The organism is Paenochrobactrum gallinarii (assembly GCF_014205685.1).
GTDB classification, from domain to species: domain Bacteria; phylum Pseudomonadota; class Alphaproteobacteria; order Rhizobiales; family Rhizobiaceae; genus Paenochrobactrum; species Paenochrobactrum gallinarii.
In genome coordinates, this window is sequence record NZ_JACIIU010000004.1 from 105,077 (window position 1) to 124,030 (window position 18,954).

Sequence of the window (18,954 nt, forward strand, 5' to 3'; positions counted from 1 at the left end):
CATCAATTCTCCCGCCCGTCGACATGGTCAGTGCCGGTCAGGCCGCGTGAGGCCAGAAGCACAACCAGAAATAAAGCTGTCATCGCAAAACCGATCACAATCGCAGTCAGCACAAGTGCCTGCGGCACCGGATCAGCATAAAGACCCGACACGACATTGTGACCGTCTTCCAGCACAGGTGCTGCATTGGTGCGCAGTCGCCCCATGCTGAAGATAAACAGATTAACCGCATAAGAAATCAGCGACAGCCCGATGATGACCTGAAATGTACGCGGACGTAAAATCAGCCAGATGCCGGAAGCTGTTAAAATGCCAATAGCTAATGAGAGTACAATCTCCATCAGTTTGCCTCCTTAGCCGCAGGGCTCGCACCCGTATTCTTTTCCACACGATGGCGACGGATTGATTGGTGCGCCAATGCGATCAGCACCAGCACTGTTGCCCCGACCACGAGTGTAAACACGCCAAGGTCAAACCCAAGCGCACTGGCAAGCGGCATTTTGCCGATATAAGGCAAATCCACATATTGGAAATAAGAGGTCAGGAACGGATAACCGAACACCCACGCCCCTGCCCCTGTGGCAACGGCTGTCAGCAATCCAAGCCCGATCCATTTCAGCGGTAAAATACGCAAATGGTCTTCCACCCAGCGCGTTCCCGCTGCCAGATATTGCAGAATGAAGGCAATTGCCAAAGCGACACCGCCCGCGAAACCACCGCCCGGCGCATCATGCCCGCGCATAAACAAATGCACGGCAAACACAATGATAACCGGAAACAGCCACTGCATAATAACTGACGGCACCGCCAGATAATCATGCAATGTATCGCCGCTATTGCGATCCGGTGACGCCTCGTCATAGGCATCCTGAATTTTCTGCTGCGGCGTTGAACCTGCACTGTCGGCTGCCGGACGGAAACGACGCAGCAGCGCAAAAACAGCCAAGCCCACAATGCCGAGCACTGCAATTTCACCCAGCGTATCAAAACCGCGGAAATCAACCAAAATGACGTTAACGACGTTTTTGCCGCCGCCACCGGTATAGGCATTTTCAAGAAAATAATCGCCGATGCCTCTTTGTGCCGGACGCGTCATCACTGCATAAGCGATAATGGTCATGCCAACACCGCCAATAGCGGCAATAATCACATCCCGATAACGACGCAGACGCGCACCAAACGGTACCGGAAACGGATCCGGATCTTCAAAGCGTTTTGGCAGCCAGCGTAAGCCGAGCAGAATAAGCACGGTGGTGACAATTTCCACAACCAGCTGCGTTACCGCCAGATCAGGCGCTGAGAACCAGACAAAGGTGATACAAGTGACAAGCCCTGCCCCGCCAAGCAAAATAAGAGCAGCCAAGCGGTGGAACTTCGCCAGATAAGCCGAACCAATGGCGCAGATGCCGCCAATAACCCACAACAGCGCAAAGATCAGATCAACCGGCTGCGATCCCATTTGCCCTGCACCAATGCCGGCCTGGTAGATCGGCCAGGCAGCAGCCAGCATGGCAACCAGCACCACAATGCGCAATTGCGTTTGCAAATGGCGGGAAATGAAACGGCTTTCAATGCTGCGCGCCCATTTCCATGAAACGGTGACCAGCACCCGCTCGAAAATACGTTGCGCTTTTAAATTACGCAATAATGGCGGCCCGCCCTCACTGGTTTCAAAATAGTTTTTCAGCAGTGCATAAAGCAAGAAACCGCCGATCATCGCGATGAAACTCATCAAGAGCGGCACATTGAAACCATGCCAGACGGACAGGCTATAATTCGGCGTTGCATCACCCAGCACCGACATCACCGCTGAATGCAAAAACGGTCCGATGGAAAGGCTGGGAATAATCCCTATCAACAGGCAGAGCACAACCAGAAACTCGATCGGAAAACGCATCCAATGCGGCGGCTCATGCGGCTCTTTTGGCAAGTCATGCGGCGGCGGTCCGAAAAATGCCGAATGGATAAACCGCACCGAATAAGCCACTGTGAAAACACCGGCAATGGTTGCAAGATATGGCGTTGCACGGTCAAACCATGAATCCATATGAGTTTCTACCGCTTCGGCAAAAAACATCTCTTTGGAGATAAAGCCGTTGAGCAGGGGCACACCCGCCATAGCGGCACTCGCCACCATCGCCAGTGTTGCAGTATAAGGCATCGCCCGGAACAAGCCGCTGAGCTTGCGCATATCGCGGGTGCCGGTTTCATGGTCGATAATACCAGCCGCCATGAAAAGCGAAGCCTTGAAAATCGCATGATTGACCATGTGGAAAATCGCGGCCACCGCAGCCAAAGGACTGCCAAGGCTCAAAAGCGCAGTGATAAGCCCAAGATTGCTAATGGTCGAATAAGCCAGCAGGCCTTTTAGGTCTTGCTGGAACATTGCAAAGAAGCTGCCGACCACCAAAGTGGTCATACCCGCAAGGCCGACAATCCAGAACCATTCTTCCGTACCAGCCAGCACCGGCCAGAAACGCGCAAGTAAGAATACGCCCGCCTTTACCATAGTGGCGGAGTGCAGATAAGCAGAAACCGGCGTTGGCGCAGCCATCGCATTGGGCAGCCAGAAATGGAACGGGAACTGCGCGCTTTTGGTGAAAGCGCCAAGCAGGATCAGCACAAGAGCCGGCACATAAAGCGGATGCGTACGCACGACATTGCCAGCCGCCAGCACGACATCCATATCATAACTGCCAGCCATATGCCCAAGCAGCAACACACCGACAAGCAACGCAAACCCGCCAATACCCGTCACCGTCAAAGCCATACGAGCGCCATCACGGGCGCTGACATTATGGTACCAATAACCGATCAGCAGGAATGAGAAAATACTGGTCAGTTCCCAGAACACCGCCAGCAAAATGATGTTGCCGGATAAAACCACACCCAGCATCGCACCCATAAAGGCCAAAAAGAACGAGAAAAAGCGCGGAACCGGGTCTTCCTGCGCCATGTAATAGCGCGCATAGACCACAACCAGAAAACCAATACCGGTGATGAGAACCGCAAAGAGCCAGGCGAAACCATCCATGCGCAAAGAAAGATTTAAGCCGTAATCCGGCAGCCATTCAATGCTGGCACGTAAAACCTGCCCATCAAAAACAAAAGGATAAAGACCGAGAGTCAGCAGAAATGCTGCAAGCGCAACGCCACCCGTAATCCATGTTGCCGAAGTGCGATCAACGAAACGGAAAAGCCCAATGATTAAACTTCCGGTAAATGGAAGCAGGACAAGCAGGAATAACAGGCTGCCGTCCATCATTTCGCTCTACGCCTCCATATTTTCCGATCAGTTTACGCGTCAGGCAAAATCGGGGAATCAAAAAAACCGGTTGCGTATATTATGAAATGCGGAAGTGCTTTATGGCAAGCGCTTTCAATAGTTTAACGAAAATTCTTTATCTGGAAAGCCTGTTTGCGGCTCAATAATGCTCTGATTTTTTCAAATTTAGAATAGGCGGTAATTGCTTGATACTTAAATTTGCGCCACCCTTGGCAACAATTGTTATAATAACATCAAAGCACTGCGCTTAATCCCAGCTTGATCGAGGAATTATCATGGGTCCCGTTATTGATCAAATCACCACCTCGCAGACCTTGCCACAAAAAACCGATGTGGCCATTATCGGCGGCGGAATTATCGGGGTTAGCACGGCACTTTTTCTGGCAGAGCGCGGGATTCACGTGACCCTTTTCGAAAAAGGCATGCTCGCAGGTGAGCAATCAAGCCGCAACTGGGGCTGGTGCAGACAAAACGGGCGCGACAGCCGCGAATTACCGCTCATTCGTGAAAGCATGAAAATCTGGAACAGTCTGAACGCAAAAACCGGCCGTGAAACTGGTTTTCGCACCTCCGGAATTGTTTACACAACGCAGAGCAAAGAACAGATTGAAACCTATGAAAAATGGGTCAAAATTGCCCGTGAACATGGATTGGATTCTAAAATCCTGTCCGCCAGCGAAGCGATGGATGCAGCCCCCGGCCTGACCCAAAAACTAGCCGGCGGCCTGCAAACTCTGGGCGATGGCCGCGCTGAACCGCAAAAGGCCGTACCTGCTATGGCTGCAAAGGCCATGGAAGACGGCGCATATATTTTGGAAAACTGTGCCGTCAGAGGCATTGAAACCACCAATGGCAAGGTCAGTGCCGTGGTGACAGAGCGCGGGGTCGTGGCCTGTCAGGCGGTCGTGATTGCTGGTGGCGTCTGGTCACGTTTGATTTGCAAAGGCTTAGGCCTGCGTTTGCCGCAACTTAAACTTCGCGGTTCAGTTTTTCGCACCCAACCGCTTGATGCAGGCATTGATCATGCCATTTATTACAATGATTTCGGCATCCGTAAACGGTTGGATGGCGGTTATACAATCGCCTCCGAAGGTGGCGGCGTTGCCGATATTATTCCGGACAGTTTTGCGTTTTTCCGTGAATATCTGCCTTCACTGATGATGGAATGGCGCACGCTGCATCTGCGCTTTGGTGAGCGCTTTTTTGAAGAACTTATCCACTGGCGCAACAAACCGCTGGATCAGGTGTCGGTTTTTGAAAAAATCCGCACCATTGATCCGAGTCCGCATCACAGTGCCAATATGCAAGCTCTTGAGAAAGTCAAACAAGCCTTTCCACAATTCAAAGACGCACGCATCGAGCAGGAATGGGCAGGGCTGATTGATACCATGCCGGATGTTATTCCGGTGATCTCGGAAGCTGCCAATGTGGAAGGCGTGACGATCGCTACCGGGTTTTCCGGTCATGGTTTCGGCATCGGGCCGGGAGCAGGGCATTTGATTGCTGATATGGTGACGGGCGCAACACCGATTGTTGATCCGGCACCTTTCCGTTTTTCCAGATTTTCTGACGGCGGCAAGCTGATCATTGAAAAATGGGGCTGAACATCTGCAAAAGCAAATGATGATTTCAGACATAGTTTAAAGCCCCGTATGCAATTTTCATGCGGGGCTTTTTATGTGCTTCAATCAGCAGCACACTGCTCAATAAGAATGCGCAAAAAATAACACCCGTCGCAGGGGAGGACTGCAACGGGTGTCTGATAGAAAGACCGGCTAATTGGGAGGAGGGAGACCGGTCTTAAACCACAGAAGACTTTAAGGGGAGGAGGAGGGGTCTTCTGTGATATTAGTTTGAGCTGGTTTCGTATATTCTGCCGTATTGCTTACCTATACTACTTCACTGCCCGAATTCTTAGTCCACATGAACAGAACAACATGAAGATACTAATGACCTTCAGCAGTAATTCTGTTGTTAGCGGGTTGCAGCCTTGCGTGCTACATAAGGAATATCTGAAGGCAGGATGCCCAGATCATTCAATTCGCGGGATGAAAGGCGGCTCAGTTCGTTTACAGTGTTACGGTAACGGCGCCAGTTGTTGTATGAGCGGATAAGGTTCATTTCTTTTCACCTAAGTAATAAGTTGTTGTTCTCTCTTGCCCCCTACATATAGGGGAAAGCGCACGATATGTGCAGACACAAATTTGCATAGCTACCCTGCGCTAAAGGTCATCAAAAGCACCGCAAAGGCGCAGTTCTGCCTTCATAAGTTCACAATCATGTGTAGAATGGATCGAATGTTCGCGAGAGACTTTCAAAGATTAACGAAACCTTAATCGGCAAAATCACCTAAAAGTAATAATATTGATTTATACTTCAGTTACGCGCAACAAAATCACCTAAAAATCGATTTTTATTTAAAAAATGAACCGTATCCGTTTTTGCTGGATTCGCAACGCTTCTGCACATTGTATTTCGTTAAGCTATGCGTCGTATCGCAATTCGATCTAAATATAAAAGCGATGCATTTTAACATGCATCGCTTTTATCATTTTTAAGGCTTCTCAGGCTTGCAAAGCATAAAATAATGCCTTGCAAGCGTGAAAATTAATCAAAAGCAGGTTAAGCGACCCTTATTTAACCAAGAGGGCGGTCATCCGATCGCCATCAGGCTCGCATTTCCGCCAGCCGCAGTGGTGTTGATGGATGTGGATACTTCTTCCATCAGCCAATTGAGACAATAACTGTCTGCATTCGTGCTCAGATCTTCACTGCTTGCAGCTTGCGTCAGCACCAGCGGGCCGGAAAGAGCGGCAATAGCCTGATTGGCGGCTCTGATCTCACTCGCATCCCCTTCCACCAGCGCACCTGCATAGGGGCCGCTTTGTTTCCAGTCAGAGACAAAGCGAATACGTGCATGCAATGAGGCAGGCAGATCTTTTAAAGTGCTGCGCAATGGTGAAGCACCATCAAGCACCGCATCATTGCCTGTTGCAAGCACAGCCGTCAGCTGGCGATAGAGCCCTGTTTCCGTCTGTGGCAGCAATAAAATAGTGCCACGCGGATGCAGAGCATAAATATTACGCTCGCCTACAGGGCCCGGCAATTCAATGCTTAAACCCAATGCGGCAGCACCTGCCGTTTCACGAGCAGCAGCCGCAAGGCTGTTCATACCCTTGGAGCCAAGCCAGCGCGCAAACTCGGTTGCACCTGCATCCCGATGCACCGAAGCATATTGCGGCGGCACCGGCGCTTTTTGCAGCAAGCGGCCAAGATAAAGCGGCCCGCCTGCCTTTGGCCCCGTGCCGGACAATCCGCGCCCGCCAAAAGGCTGCACGCCTACAACCGCACCAATCACATTACGGTTGATATAGATATTGCCAACCCGAATACGCTCAGCCACATGCGCAATGGTTTCATCCAAGCGCGTATGCAAACCAAATGTCAGACCATAGCCGGTGGCATTAATATCATCGATCAACCGATCCAGATCATCGCGCTTATAACGAATGACATGCAGCACTGGCCCGAAGACCTCACGCTTCAATTCGCTTAAGCTACGCAGTTCAATAATAGTTGGGGCAACAAAAGTGCCTTTTGCCGTTTCTTCCGGCAGCGGCAATTGTTCCACAGCACGGCCTTGACCACGCATGGCTTCAATATGTGCGTTGATGATTGCCTTGGCTTCATCACTGATAACCGGCCCGATATCGGTTGCCAGACGATCTGTGCGCCCGATCTGCAATTCCTGCAAAGCGCCTTTCAGCATGGTGAGGATGCGATCTGCCACATCTTCCTGCAAGCAAAGAACACGCAGAGCCGAGCAACGCTGACCGGCACTGTCAAAAGCTGAGGCAATCACATCAGCCACCACCTGCTCAGCAAGCGCGGAAGAATCCACGATCATGGCATTCTGGCCGCCGGTTTCAGCAATCAGCGGAATAGGCTGGCCGTTTGGCAGTAAGCGTTTAGCCAGTTGCGCCTGAATAAGTCGGGCAACTTCCGTAGAACCGGTGAACATCACTGCTGCGGTTTCTTCTGCACCGACAAGACTTGCACCAATGCGGCCATCGCCCGGCACAAAGTGCAGGACATCCGCAGGTACACCAGCTTCATGCAGCAAACGGATAGCTTCTGCTGCAATCAAAGGGGTTTCTTCTGCTGGTTTTGCCAAGACGGCATTGCCTGCAACAAGGGCTGCAACAACCTGTCCGGTGAAAATCGCCAATGGGAAGTTCCACGGGCTGATGCAAACAACGGTGCCCAGAGATTGATGTGCGGCACCAATGGTGCGGCGTGCCTGATCGGCATAGTAACGCAAGAAATCAATCGCCTCACGCACTTCAGCAATCGCATTTGGCAAAGACTTGCCCGCTTCGCGCACGATAAGGCCGAGAAGCACAGGCATTTCTTCCTGCATTTTATCTGCCGCACGATCCAGACAGGCCGCGCGTTCTGCTGCCGGTTTTGCAGCCCAATCTTTCACCGACTTGGCCGCCAATTGTACAGCCTTGGCTGCGTCCTCTTCACTGACTTCAAAAACAGTACCGATTTTATCGCTGTGATCACCCGGATTAAGCACATCACGGGGTGTTCCTTGCACAGACAATGAACCAAGTAATGGTTTAGCCTGCCAATCCTGAGCGGCCGATTTCAGCAAATCTGCATGAAGCGCCACAAGTGTGTTCTCGTTAGACAGATCAAGACCGGCAGAGTTTTTACGAGCGCCCAAAATATCTTTCGGCAGTGAAATCTGATCGTGCAGAGCACCGATTTCACGCATTGAGCGCACAATAGCAGCCGGATCTTCAGTCAGTTCATCAATCGACACTGTTTTATCGGCAATGCGGTTGACGAAAGAAGAGTTCGCACCATTTTCCAGCAAACGACGCACCAGATAGGCAAGCAATGTTTCGTGGGTACCGACAGGCGCATAAATGCGGGCAGGGCGGTTCAAATTCTGTGTGCCCACCACTTCATCATATAGCGGCTCACCCATGCCATGCAGGCACTGGAACTCATAATCGCCGATTTTAAAGTCCTGACCGGCAAGATGATAGATCGTCGCCAAAGTCTGTGCATTATGGGTCGCAAATTGCGGGAAGATTACATCGCGTGCATTGAGCAGTTTTTGCGCACAGGCAATATAAGAGACGTCGGTGTGGATTTTACGGGTATAAACCGGAAAATCTTCCAGACCATCCACCTGCGCACGTTTGATCTCGGCATCCCAATAAGCACCCTTAACCAGACGCACCATAATGCGGTGATTGGAGCGGCGCGCCAGATCAATGATGAAATCCAATACATAAGGGCAGCGCTTACCATAAGCCTGCACCACAAAGCCGATACCTTCCCAGCCCTTGAGCTCTTCATCAAGGCAAAGGCTTTCTAGCAGATCGAGCGAGATTTCCAGACGGTCTGCTTCCTCGGCATCAATATTGAGGCCGATATTGTAGGATTTGGCAATTGCGGCCAAAGCTTTCACTTTCGGCAGCAATTCGCCCATCACGCGTGTTGTTTGCGCGCGGGAATAGCGCGGATGCAAGGCAGACAGCTTGATGGAAATGCCAGGGCCTGCATAAATACCGCGTCCGGCAGAGGCTTTACCAATCGCGTGAATGGCATTTTCATAGTCTTTATAATAGCGCTCGGCATCTTGTGCGGTGGTCGCAGCCTCGCCCAGCATATCATAAGAATAGCCAAAGCCTTTTTGCTCCAGCACACGGGCGCGTTTTACCGCTTCATCAATGGTTTCACCGGTGACGAATTGTTCACCCATCATCCGCATTGCCATATCAACGCCGCGGCGCACAACAGGCTCACCGCAACGCGCAATAACGCGGGTGAGCGCTGCCGACAAACCGCGATCATTGACCGTGCCGGTCAGTTTACCGGTAACCACCAGTCCCCAAGTGGCCGCATTGACGAATAAAGAACGCCCGCCACCAATATGGGATTTCCAGTCACCGGTCGCGATCTTGTCACGAATAAGCGCATCGCGCGTTGCTGTATCGGGAATACGCAGCAATGCCTCCGCCAGACACATCAGCGCCACACCTTCCTGACTGGAAAGCGAATATTCATGCACCAGACCTTCAACGCCGGTGCCTTTATGTTTGGCACGCAATGCGGTGATAAGCTGTGTGGCGGTCGCGCGGATAGCTTTACGCTCAGCTTCCGGCAAAGTTGCCTTTTCAAGCAAATGGCAGACACATTCAGCTTCAGGGCGGCGCGTCGCATCAGTAATGGCCTGGCGCAGCGGCGATTGCGTTTTTAAAGCTGGATCAAAGCGAGAGAAAATATCGTTAGACATAAGAGAAGAACCCTTGAGACTGGTAAGATATCAGACGCTGTCCGTTTTCAAAACGTGAACCCGCTTGTCTGTTTGTTGCAGAATATCATTCCCATAAGTTCCTTTCTCACCTATTATCGGCTATATTTAGGCAAAATGAACTTATTATAATGCGGAATTCCATTCATAATGACTGAAAAACAACCAAATACAGGCAATCTGGATTTGTTCGATATGCGGATTTTGGAAATATTAAGCCAGGATGGCCGCATCGCTATGACAGAACTGGCCAAACAAGTCGGGCTTTCCAAAACACCATGCCAGACAAGGCTGAAAAGATTAGTCGAGGAAGGCTATATTCAAGGTTTCCGCGCCGCGATTGATCCGGAAAAGCTCGGCCTTGACCATATTGCTTTTACAACTGTGAAATTGTCGGATACCCGCGAAAAAGCCTTGCAGGAATTTAACGTGGCTGTGCGCAAAATCCGTGAAGTGGAAGAATGTCACATGATCGCCAGCTCGTTTGATTATCTGTTGAAAATCAGAACACCGGATATCCGCCGTTACCGGCTCGTGCTTGGCGAGAAAATCTCCAGCCTGCCCAATGTCGCAAGTACATCCACTTTTGTCGTGATGGAATCGGTCAAGGATAATCGTCCGGTCAGGGTCTATCCGGACAGCCTGTAATAGCCGGTTAAAATCCGGCTATATATAATGTACAGAGCAGGGGTAAAATCAGGCGTCTTCGCCGAATTTATTGGCAATCAGCGCGGTCAAAGCATCCAGCACTTGTTGCGCTTCTTCACCGCAAGCGCTGACCTGAATGCAGCAACCAGGTGAGGCGGCCAGCATCATCAAGCCCATGATCGATGTTCCGCCCACAGACATGCCGTCTTTTTCAACACGCACATGGGCATTGAAACTATCCACAGTCTGGACAAACTTGGCCGAAGCGCGCGCATGAAGCCCGCGCATATTAATAATCTCAAGAGAGCGTGTCAGAGCTTCATCAGGATTATAGTCACCAGTTACCGGCACGCTCACATGCATAAAGTTATTTTCCTGTCAGAACCTGACTGGCCACATTGATATATTTGCGTCCGGCATCCTGTGCCTCGCTCAATGCCAGTTTCATATCACCCGAAACACGCATGCTGCTCAGCTTGATCAGCATCGGTAAATTAACCCCGGCAATAACTTCCACTTTGCCTGCTTCCATCACAGAAATAGCCAGATTGGAAGGGGTGCCGCCAAACATATCAGTCAAAATAATGACACCTTGTCCGGTATCGGCCCGCTTGACCGCATCAACAATATCCTGCCGACGCTGTTCCATATCATCATCAGGGCCGATGCAAACAGTTTCAAAATTATCCTGCTGGCCGACAACATGCACAACCGCATGCAAAAACTCTTCGGCCAATCTGCCGTGCGTAACAAGCACGAGTCCGATCATTGTTTAACTGCTCCCGTTCTGGCCTGCCATTTACTGCCTGAACAGTAAAATTACCCGCTAATAAGGCTTTAGCAATCCTGATGCATCATCATTTAGCAAATAGGACACATATCTTGGCAGGGCAATTATTGATATCAAGTGAAAATTATTCGCAAAAAGCCAATAAAAACAAAATGCCGCAGTCTTCAGTCAGAAAACCCATTATAAAAATAAAGAAAATTATAAAATATTTTTTTAAACTGTTGTTTTTAAATAATTTTATAAACTATACTTATATAGTCAATATTTAATGATTCACGCATATCTAATATAGGTTTATGCACGATATATTCAAGCCAGGCCTTTCACGGCCACAGCTCGTAAAACAAAGTTGCTTCGACAGCACGGGCAATCGTTAGCGAATCAGCACCCGCACTCAAAGCGCGCAAGTGTAAACAAGGAATATCCACCCCTTCAAAATGCCATTGATGGCCTTCAGGAAAACGCTCGCCCGTTTCTGCTGAAACCAGTTTAACCACAAGCGCCAATTGGGTTTCACTCTTAAAGGGGCGCTTGAAAAGACCGGCACCGCGGATCTCAATGCCACCGGCCAGTTGCTGCGGCACGCTGGCGATGATTGCCTCGCCTTCACGTCTGATCAATGTGCGATCATCCGCCACCAGCATCGCTTCTTCGCCTCGCGCAATGGCGCGCTCAATCAGCGTCAGCACCAGCTCAGTTTTACCCATCCCCGACGCGCCCAAAAACATGACACCGCGGCCATTTACTTCAACTGTCGAGGCGTGGATACCACTTTTTTCCATCAGCTTGCCAAAGGTAGATCAACGATAAAACGGGCACCGACAATTTCCGGATCGGCCGGTGCTTTCGCCTTGGCCGTTTTACCGGCTTTCTTCGGCTCTTTCTCACTGCTGTAAATATTTTCAGCAATCAGCGTACCGCCATGCGCTTCGATGATCTGCCGGCTGATCGAAAGCCCCAAGCCGGAATTCTGGCCAAAAGCCTCATTAGACGGGCGATCTGTATAGAAACGCTCAAAAATACGCTCGATATTCTCAATCGGAATGCCGGGACCATTATCCTCGATGATAATTTGCAAACGCTGGGCACGGCTTGTCAGATGCACGGTGATCTTGCCTGTATCTTCAGGTACAAAAGAACGCGCATTTTCAATCAGGTTTGAAACAACCTGTCCAAGACGCAGATCGTGACCGGCAACGGTGAAACCTTTTTTGCCCGCTGGCTTTTTGCCAATATCAAATTCGATTTCCGTACCGATTTTATTACGGCGCACACCTTGTGCAGCCTGCACAATATTTTCCAGCAGAACTTTTACATCCACCAGATCAGTATGTTCGCGCGCCAGTTCCGCATCAAGACGCGACGCATCGGAAATATCGGTAATCAGACGATCAAGACGACGCACATCATGCTCGATCACATCCAGCAAACGTTTGCGGGATTCATCTGTTTTGGCAAGCGGCAATGTTTCCACAGCACTGCGCAAAGAGGTCAACGGGTTTTTCAACTCATGACTGACATCAGCCGCAAAACTTTCAATCGCTTCAATCCGTGTATAAAGCGCATCCATCATATCGCGGATGGATGTCGATAGATGGCCGATCTCATCCTGACGTTCAGAGTAATCGGGAATTTCCACACGGGTTTTCACGCCATGACGCACGCGATCAGCGGCCGCTGCCAATTTACGTAACGGATTAGCAATCGCATAAGCCAAAAACAGCGAGAGAATGACCATCACCGCAGAAACAACACCAAAAACACGGAAAATCGCGTTTCGTTCGCCCTGCACGATCTTATCGATATCCCCACCCTCTGTGGATAACAACAACACGCCAAGCACAGCACGGAAACGCTGGATCGGAATTGCTACCGAAACGACCAGCTCGCCTTTTTCATTCCGACGTTGTGCAGACTGCGGAACGCCATCAAGGGCTGCTTTAATTTCCGGATAAACAGAACCATTGCCGCCCGGCTGCTCGTGATCAAGCGGCAGACCGCCACCATAGAACAAACGCCAGATCCAGCCGCGCGCGCGCTCTGTCCATGTCTTTTCTTCTTCATCCAGCGGCGGCAGGTCATAACGGAAAACCTGTCCGCGGAAATAAAGATGGCGTGAATCAAGCAACAGATTGGAGCCGCGATCATAGATACGGGCGCGGGTGTTGACGGGTGAGATCAGACGACGCAGCAAAGGCGCCACACGTTCCGGATTGATCGGAAATTCCCAGTTTTCAATGGAATCGGAAGCCGGATTGGTGCTTTGCCCCGCTTGCAGTTCCAGCAGCACCTCCGGATCAATCATGATGGAATTGGTTTCCACTGTTGCGGAAGCGGCAATCGCACCGGCGATAATCTCGCCCTGCGTTTTTAAGCTTTCCACCTTGGCATCCACCAGCCCGTCCCGAAACTGGTTCATATAAAGAATGCCGGAAACCAGCACAGCCAAAGCTGCCAGATTGAGAAACAGGATACGGCGTGTCAGGCTTGAAAAAAGATAATTGCCGAGCAGCTTACGAACAGGCGCAACCAGACGGCGCAGAAAAAGCGAACGCTGGCGGCGTGCCATACGCTCTCTGCGCGTGCCTGATTTATTGCCCGTTTCGTTATGCGCCCCATTGTGCGCCTCATTATGCGCTTCTGGCGCCTGCACGACCATGACCTGCTTTATTGCCTTTCGGATTTTAAACTCACAAATGAAAATTCATTTATGATTTAAGCTTCGCGGAAGCGATAGCCAACCCCATAAAGCGTTTCAATCATTTCGAAACTATCATCAACCTGCTTAAATTTCTTACGCAGACGCTTGATATGGCTGTCGATGGTGCGATCATCCACATAGACCTGCTCGTCATAAGCGGCATCCATCAGGGCATCACGGCTTTTAACGACACCCGGACGCTGCGCCAAAGAATGCAGAATAAGGAATTCAGTCACAGTTAAAATAACCGGTTCGCCCTTCCATGTGCAGGTATGGCGTTCCTGATCCATCACCAGCTGGCCGCGCTCAAGCGAGCGGGCTTGCTGGCCGCTTGGCTTGGCGCTGCCGTCACGCGCAGCAACGCGGCGAAGAACCGCTTTAACACGCTCGACCAGCAAACGCTGTGAAAACGGCTTGGTGATAAAATCATCCGCACCCATTTTCAGGCCGAACAATTCATCAATCTCATCATCTTTGGAAGTGAGGAAAATCACCGGCAGGTCAGACTTCTGACGCAAACGGCGCAGCAATTCCATCCCGTCCATACGCGGCATTTTAATATCGAAGATAGCAAGGTTTGGCGGACGCGCCGTCAATCCATCAAGTGCCGAGGCACCGTCCGTATAAGTCTCAACACGATAGCCCTCTGACTCCAACGCAATTGAAACGGAGGTCAGAATATTACGATCATCATCGACCAGCGCAATCGTCTGTGTTGCGGATACTTCCTTCATACGGTCGCCTTTCCTTGATTTAAGCAAATCAGCAGATGTCAAAATTACTATAGTTCTTTGCGCTTGTGCAGTACAAATTAGGTACAAAATGTGGCAAAGGCCTTTTCTGCCTGTAAATAAGTCTTCCACAGCCAAAAACAATCAATGGTTGTGAATTATTATCAAAAACAACCCAGATACTCAGTTCTAACCGATTTAAAAATTTTTAAATTTTTTTAAATCGATTAAACATTTGAATTATTTTATTTAAAATGTTTTGGACTCGCATCGCACCGGTAATGACCAATGAAACACCGGCAGTGTTCAATTTTTCTTTTACAACAGATCGCGGAGATACTATGAGCGAGATCGGCATCCACAATACCGCCGCTTCCATTGCCACTTCAGGACTGAAGGAGCTCTCTGCAGTCTATTATAACTTTGGACCAGCGAAGCTTTATGAAGAATCAATCCGTCGTGGTGAAGCAGAACTGACAGCGCAGGGCGCAATTGTTGCCCGCACCGGTCAGCACACCGGCCGTTCACCTAAAGACAAATTTGTTGTCCGTGATGCCAATACTGAAGATCAGGTATGGTGGGACAACAACAAGCCGATGACACCAGAAGCATTCGATCTGCTTCACGCTGATTTCATCGAGCACGCCAAAGGCAAAGAACTGTTTGTGCAGGATCTGATTGGTGGCGCAGACAAAGACAATTCTATCAATGCCCGCGTAATTACAGAATTTGCATGGCATTCTCTGTTCATCCGCAATCTGCTGATCCGTCCTGAGGAAAGCGATCTCGCTTCTTACGTTCCACAGATGACCATTATTGATCTGCCATCCTTCAAGGCTGACCCTGCGCGCCACGGCTGCCGCTCGGAAACTGTGATTGCTGTCGATCTGACCCGCAAAATCGTTCTCATCGGCGGCACATCATATGCCGGTGAAATGAAGAAGTCTGTTTTCACCGCACTCAACTATCTCTTGCCTGCCAAGGGCGTTATGCCAATGCATTGCTCTGCCAATGAAGGCAAAGACGGCGACACAGCTATTTTCTTTGGTCTTTCCGGCACCGGTAAAACCACTTTGTCGGCTGATCCAAGCCGCACATTGATTGGTGATGATGAGCACGGCTGGGGCAAAGACGGCATCTTCAACTTTGAAGGTGGCTGCTATGCAAAAACCATCCGTCTGTCGGCAGAAGCTGAACCGGAAATCTACGCAACCACACAGCGTTTCGGCACAGTGCTTGAAAACGTCGTGCTGGATGACAACCGTCAGCCCGATTTCGATGATGGTTCACTCACCGAAAACACCCGTTGCGCTTATCCGTTGAACTTCATTCCAAATGCAAGCAAGACAGGCAAGGGCGGTCAGCCTAAGAACATCATCATGCTCACCGCTGATGCTTTTGGTGTTATGCCTCCGATTGCCAAGCTGACACCGGCACAGGCTATGTACCACTTCTTGTCCGGCTATACTGCTAAAGTTGCCGGCACCGAAAAGGGTGTAACCGAGCCTGAAGCAACTTTCTCCACCTGCTTTGGTGCGCCTTTCATGCCGCGCCATCCGTCAGAATACGGCAATCTGCTGCGTGCATTGATTGCTGAACATGATGTGGATTGCTGGCTGGTCAACACTGGCTGGACAGGTGGCGCTTACGGCACCGGCAACCGTATGCCGATTAAAGCCACACGCGCTTTGCTTAGCTCAGCACTTGATGGTTCGCTGAACTCGGTCGAGTTCCGCACCGACGAAAACTTCGGCTTTCAGGTTCCCGTGGCCGTTCCGGGTGTGGATAGTGCTATCCTCAACCCACGTTCAACATGGGCAGATAAAGCAGCCTATGACAAACAGGCAGCCAAGCTCGTTGATATGTTCATCAAGGCTTTTGAAAAGTTTGAAGCCCATGTGGACAGCGATGTGCGCTCCGCTGCACCTGCCACCCAGATGGCCGCAGAATAAGCGCTTTCAAAATCTTAATTTTAAAAACCCGGCTTGCAAAAGCCGGGTTTTTTCATGCTGCTTTCAAAGTGTTTTCCGTGTAATGTTACGCGCATGGAAGAGAATAAAAACCGCATCCGCATCAATCACCGTATCCATATTCATGAAAATGATTTGGAAGAGAGCTTTATCCGGTCGTCGGGGCCGGGCGGACAAAACGTCAACAAAGTTTCCACCGCAGTGCAATTGCGGTTTCTGGCCGGACAAGCAGGGCTGCCGGAAGATGTGCTGGAGCGCCTCATCAAACTTGCCGGACAACGCGCCACCAAAGATGGCGATATTCTGATTGAAGCCAGCCGCTTTCGTTTACAGGAGCGAAACCGCCTTGATGCGCGTGAAAGAATGATTGCGCTGATTACCGAGGCTGCCGTTCCGCCGCCGCCGCCAAGACGCAAAACAAAGCCCACCAAAGGCTCGGTTGAACGCCGTCTGAAACAAAAGGCGGGTCGCTCTGATGTCAAAAAAATGCGCGGCAAAGTGAATTTCGACTAACCAAATATTTCTGACAAAAATCTGTGTCAAAATTCGCCTGCGTCATCTTTTAGAGTAAGTTATCATCCATTTTGACTTATTTTCTTGGACAGCCACAATTTCCGCACTACATTTATAAAACAACTGTAACGAGGAGCTACTTTGATGGGTATTTTCGATTTTGTTAAATCTGTAGGCACCAAGCTCGGCTTTGGTGAAGATGAGCCAAAAGCAGATGATCTGAAAAAGGAATTGGACTCACACAAGCTCGGCACTGAAGATGTGCAGGTTGTGGTTGAAGGCGACAAGGCTGTGCTCAAAGGCACTGTTAAAGACCAGTCGGCTTTCGAAAAAGCCATTATCGCTGTGGGTAACTCACTCGGCGTTTCCAAAGTGGAAGCCTCGGAGCTCACCGTTGATGGTGCTGCCGGTGGGAAAGAACCGGTTTTCTACACGGTTAAAAAAGGCGACAATCTGTGGAAAATCGCTGAAGCCCAATATGGCAAAGGCAAAGGTGATAAGAACAATATTATCTTTGAAGCCAATAAGCCGATGCTGACATCGCCGGATAAAATCTATCCGGGTCAGGTTCTGCGTATCCCTGAACTCGGTTAAAACTTATTATCTTGAAATTTAAAAAGTCCGGCTCAAAAAGCCGGACTTTTTTATTTTCAAATCTTTCTTAAAGCGACTTCTTCGATCAGGTGATCATCACCTTTACGTAATATCAAATCCGCACGCGGACGTGTCGGCAGAATATTTTCGCGCAAATTGATCAGGTTGATATTTTCCCACAGACCTTCACCTATAGAGCGTGCAGCGGTTTCTGACAGTTGTGAATAACGGTGGAAAAACGACTTGGGATTTTGGAAAGCCGTCTCACGCAAGCTCATGAAGCGGTCAATATACCATTTATGAATCTGATCGGTTTCGGCATCAATATAGATTGAGAAATCAAAGAAGTCGGAGACGAAAGGCACCATCTTGCCGTCCTCCGGCAAATCACGCACCTGCAACACATTAATGCCTTCAAAAATCAGAATATCAGGCTTGTCGATAGTGATATATTCATCCGGCAGCACATCATAGGAAAGATGCGAATAAAGGGGCGCCTGCACTTTATCGATACCGGCTTTTATCGCAGATAAAAAGCGCAGCAAGGCGCCAACATCATAACTTTCAGGAAAGCCCTTGCGATCCATCATATTATGCTCACGCAACACGTCATTGGGATAAAGAAAGCCGTCCGTGGTGACAAGATCAACTTTCGGGCTCGACGGCCAGCGCGCCAGCAATTCCTTCAGAATACGCGCTGTGGTGGATTTGCCCACAGCCACTGAACCCGCAATGCCGATAATGAACGGTGTTTTAAACGTATCGTCCATATTGAGAAATTGCTTGCGCTGATGAAACAGCAACTGGCTTGCTTCCACATGCGCCGACAGCAAACGTGACAGCGACAAATAAATATGGCGTACTTCATCCAGATCAATCGGATCACCTAAAGAACGTAACCGTTTGACCTCATCAGCGGTCAGGGTGAGGGGCGTATCGGCACGAAACTCCGACCACTCATTTGCGGAAAACAAGCGATAAGGCGAATATTGTCCGGGTGCAAGCTGATCCACTTTTTCCCACATGAGAGCGCGTCCTTATGCGTTGCCGCGAGCAGCTTTTTCCTCAAGACCCGTCTGCGATGTGCGGCGCTGTAATTCAGCCAAAACATCATCCAGGGAAACACCGGCCAATTTCCACACCACCAACAAATGATAGAGAAGGTCAGCACTCTCAGACACGACTTCCGACTTATCACCGGCAAGTGCTGCGATGATCGTTTCCACCGCTTCTTCGCCAAGCTTTTGGCTGGCCTTCGGCTGACCTTTACGCATCAAAGAAGCCGTATAAGACGAACCATCCGTGCTGGCTGCGCGCTCAGCAATAATGCTTTCCAGCGCTTCAAGGGTAAATCTGCTCATCGTTTTTCTCCGGAGCTGTTCCCGCT

General features: G+C 50.0%; 16 protein-coding genes. 5 read left to right on the top strand and 11 right to left on the bottom strand.

Annotation, left to right across the window (positions count from 1 at the left end; translation table 11 throughout):
* Positions 1-2: 2 nt before the first annotated feature.
* Both FHS77_RS06350 and FHS77_RS06355 read right to left on the bottom strand, forming a co-directional pair.
* The gene (locus tag FHS77_RS06350; protein ID WP_184221469.1) at positions 3-341 is read right to left on the bottom strand and encodes a Na+/H+ antiporter subunit C; all 339 of its coding nucleotides are present in this window, start codon (positions 339-341) and stop codon (positions 3-5) included.
* The gene (locus FHS77_RS06355) at positions 341-3,265 is read right to left on the bottom strand and encodes a monovalent cation/H+ antiporter subunit A (RefSeq protein WP_184221471.1); all 2,925 of its coding nucleotides are present in this window, start codon (positions 3,263-3,265) and stop codon (positions 341-343) included. The genes FHS77_RS06350 and FHS77_RS06355 overlap by 1 nt, the downstream gene beginning before the upstream one ends.
* 296 nt (positions 3,266-3,561) lie before the next feature.
* Here FHS77_RS06355 and FHS77_RS06360 point away from each other — a divergent pair, with 296 nt between their 5' ends.
* Complete coding sequence (locus tag FHS77_RS06360; RefSeq protein WP_184221473.1) at positions 3,562-4,890, top strand: NAD(P)/FAD-dependent oxidoreductase; 1,329 nt, start codon at positions 3,562-3,564, stop codon at positions 4,888-4,890.
* 370 nt (positions 4,891-5,260) lie between these two features.
* On the opposite strand, the gene FHS77_RS06365 is transcribed toward FHS77_RS06360, so the two are convergent.
* Both FHS77_RS06365 and putA read right to left on the bottom strand, forming a co-directional pair.
* Complete coding sequence (locus FHS77_RS06365; RefSeq protein ID WP_184221475.1) at positions 5,261-5,407, bottom strand: DUF1127 domain-containing protein; 147 nt, start codon at positions 5,405-5,407, stop codon at positions 5,261-5,263.
* A 532-nt stretch (positions 5,408-5,939) separates the two neighbouring features.
* The gene (gene putA / locus FHS77_RS06370; RefSeq protein ID WP_184221477.1) at positions 5,940-9,602 is read right to left on the bottom strand and encodes a trifunctional transcriptional regulator/proline dehydrogenase/L-glutamate gamma-semialdehyde dehydrogenase; all 3,663 of its coding nucleotides are present in this window, start codon (positions 9,600-9,602) and stop codon (positions 5,940-5,942) included.
* Positions 9,603-9,770: 168 nt separating this feature from the next.
* Here putA and FHS77_RS06375 point away from each other — a divergent pair, with 168 nt between their 5' ends.
* On the top strand, positions 9,771-10,268 hold the full coding sequence (locus tag FHS77_RS06375) for an Lrp/AsnC family transcriptional regulator (RefSeq protein WP_184221479.1): 498 nt from the start codon (positions 9,771-9,773) through the stop codon (positions 10,266-10,268).
* Positions 10,269-10,316: 48 nt separating this feature from the next.
* On the opposite strand, the gene FHS77_RS06380 is transcribed toward FHS77_RS06375, so the two are convergent.
* The 5 genes from FHS77_RS06380 to FHS77_RS06400 form a co-directional block, all read right to left on the bottom strand.
* Positions 10,317-10,631 carry an HPr family phosphocarrier protein gene (locus FHS77_RS06380; RefSeq protein ID WP_184221481.1) on the bottom strand — a complete coding sequence of 105 codons (315 nt, stop codon included), beginning with the start codon at positions 10,629-10,631 and terminating at the stop codon, positions 10,317-10,319.
* Between the two features lie 4 nt (positions 10,632-10,635).
* Positions 10,636-11,037, bottom strand: a complete 402-nt coding sequence (locus FHS77_RS06385) for a PTS sugar transporter subunit IIA (protein ID WP_184221483.1) — start codon at positions 11,035-11,037, stop codon at positions 10,636-10,638.
* A gap of 344 nt (positions 11,038-11,381) precedes the next feature.
* Positions 11,382-11,840: an HPr kinase/phosphorylase gene (locus FHS77_RS06390; protein ID WP_184221485.1), complete on the bottom strand. Its 459-nt coding sequence runs from the start codon at positions 11,838-11,840 to the stop codon at positions 11,382-11,384.
* Entirely contained in the window at positions 11,840-13,627 is a 1,788-nt protein-coding gene (locus tag FHS77_RS06395; protein ID WP_210307057.1) for a sensor histidine kinase, read from the bottom strand. The genes FHS77_RS06390 and FHS77_RS06395 overlap by 1 nt, the downstream gene beginning before the upstream one ends.
* A gap of 146 nt (positions 13,628-13,773) precedes the next feature.
* Positions 13,774-14,493, bottom strand: coding sequence for a response regulator transcription factor (locus tag FHS77_RS06400; protein WP_184221488.1), 720 nt, complete (start codon positions 14,491-14,493; stop codon positions 13,774-13,776).
* A 338-nt stretch (positions 14,494-14,831) separates the two neighbouring features.
* Between FHS77_RS06400 and FHS77_RS06405 the strand changes: the two genes are divergently transcribed.
* The 3 genes from FHS77_RS06405 to lysM all read left to right on the top strand — a co-directional run bounded on the left by FHS77_RS06405 (position 14,832) and on the right by lysM (position 17,567).
* Positions 14,832-16,442, top strand: a complete 1,611-nt coding sequence (locus tag FHS77_RS06405; RefSeq protein ID WP_184221490.1) for a phosphoenolpyruvate carboxykinase — start codon at positions 14,832-14,834, stop codon at positions 16,440-16,442.
* Between the two features lie 93 nt (positions 16,443-16,535).
* Positions 16,536-16,973: an alternative ribosome rescue aminoacyl-tRNA hydrolase ArfB gene (gene arfB / locus FHS77_RS06410; RefSeq protein ID WP_184221492.1), complete on the top strand. Its 438-nt coding sequence runs from the start codon at positions 16,536-16,538 to the stop codon at positions 16,971-16,973.
* Positions 16,974-17,117: 144 nt separating this feature from the next.
* The gene (lysM, locus tag FHS77_RS06415) at positions 17,118-17,567 is read left to right on the top strand and encodes a peptidoglycan-binding protein LysM (protein ID WP_184221494.1); all 450 of its coding nucleotides are present in this window, start codon (positions 17,118-17,120) and stop codon (positions 17,565-17,567) included.
* A gap of 56 nt (positions 17,568-17,623) precedes the next feature.
* On the opposite strand, the gene coaA is transcribed toward lysM, so the two are convergent.
* Both coaA and FHS77_RS06425 read right to left on the bottom strand, forming a co-directional pair.
* Positions 17,624-18,592 (bottom strand): type I pantothenate kinase, encoded by a 969-nt coding sequence (gene coaA, locus FHS77_RS06420; protein ID WP_184221495.1) that lies wholly within the window; start codon positions 18,590-18,592, stop codon positions 17,624-17,626.
* Between the two features lie 12 nt (positions 18,593-18,604).
* Positions 18,605-18,928 (bottom strand): phosphoribosyl-ATP diphosphatase, encoded by a 324-nt coding sequence (locus FHS77_RS06425; RefSeq protein WP_184221497.1) that lies wholly within the window; start codon positions 18,926-18,928, stop codon positions 18,605-18,607.
* Between the last annotated feature and the right edge of the window lie 26 nt (positions 18,929-18,954).

Bases quoted from the DNA above. Each gene is read 5' to 3' on its own strand.
- coaA (WP_184221495.1), bottom strand. From the start codon at position 18,592: ATGTGGGAAAAAGTGGATCAGCTTGCACCCGGACAATATTCGCCTTAT.
- FHS77_RS06360 (WP_184221473.1), top strand. From the start codon at position 3,562: ATGGGTCCCGTTATTGATCAAATCACCACCTCGCAGACCTTGCCACAA.
- FHS77_RS06405 (WP_184221490.1), top strand. From the start codon at position 14,832: ATGAGCGAGATCGGCATCCACAATACCGCCGCTTCCATTGCCACTTCA.
- FHS77_RS06400 (WP_184221488.1), bottom strand. From the start codon at position 14,493: ATGAAGGAAGTATCCGCAACACAGACGATTGCGCTGGTCGATGATGAT.
- lysM (WP_184221494.1), top strand. From the start codon at position 17,118: ATGGGTATTTTCGATTTTGTTAAATCTGTAGGCACCAAGCTCGGCTTT.
- FHS77_RS06390 (WP_184221485.1), bottom strand. From the start codon at position 11,840: ATGGAAAAAAGTGGTATCCACGCCTCGACAGTTGAAGTAAATGGCCGC.
- FHS77_RS06385 (WP_184221483.1), bottom strand. From the start codon at position 11,037: ATGATCGGACTCGTGCTTGTTACGCACGGCAGATTGGCCGAAGAGTTT.
- FHS77_RS06350 (WP_184221469.1), bottom strand. From the start codon at position 341: ATGGAGATTGTACTCTCATTAGCTATTGGCATTTTAACAGCTTCCGGC.
- FHS77_RS06425 (WP_184221497.1), bottom strand. From the start codon at position 18,928: ATGAGCAGATTTACCCTTGAAGCGCTGGAAAGCATTATTGCTGAGCGC.
- FHS77_RS06395 (WP_210307057.1), bottom strand. From the start codon at position 13,627: ATGGCACGCCGCCAGCGTTCGCTTTTTCTGCGCCGTCTGGTTGCGCCT.
- FHS77_RS06355 (WP_184221471.1), bottom strand. From the start codon at position 3,265: ATGATGGACGGCAGCCTGTTATTCCTGCTTGTCCTGCTTCCATTTACC.
- FHS77_RS06365 (WP_184221475.1), bottom strand. From the start codon at position 5,407: ATGAACCTTATCCGCTCATACAACAACTGGCGCCGTTACCGTAACACT.
- arfB (WP_184221492.1), top strand. From the start codon at position 16,536: ATGGAAGAGAATAAAAACCGCATCCGCATCAATCACCGTATCCATATT.
- FHS77_RS06375 (WP_184221479.1), top strand. From the start codon at position 9,771: ATGACTGAAAAACAACCAAATACAGGCAATCTGGATTTGTTCGATATG.
- putA (WP_184221477.1), bottom strand. From the start codon at position 9,602: ATGTCTAACGATATTTTCTCTCGCTTTGATCCAGCTTTAAAAACGCAA.
- FHS77_RS06380 (WP_184221481.1), bottom strand. From the start codon at position 10,631: ATGCATGTGAGCGTGCCGGTAACTGGTGACTATAATCCTGATGAAGCT.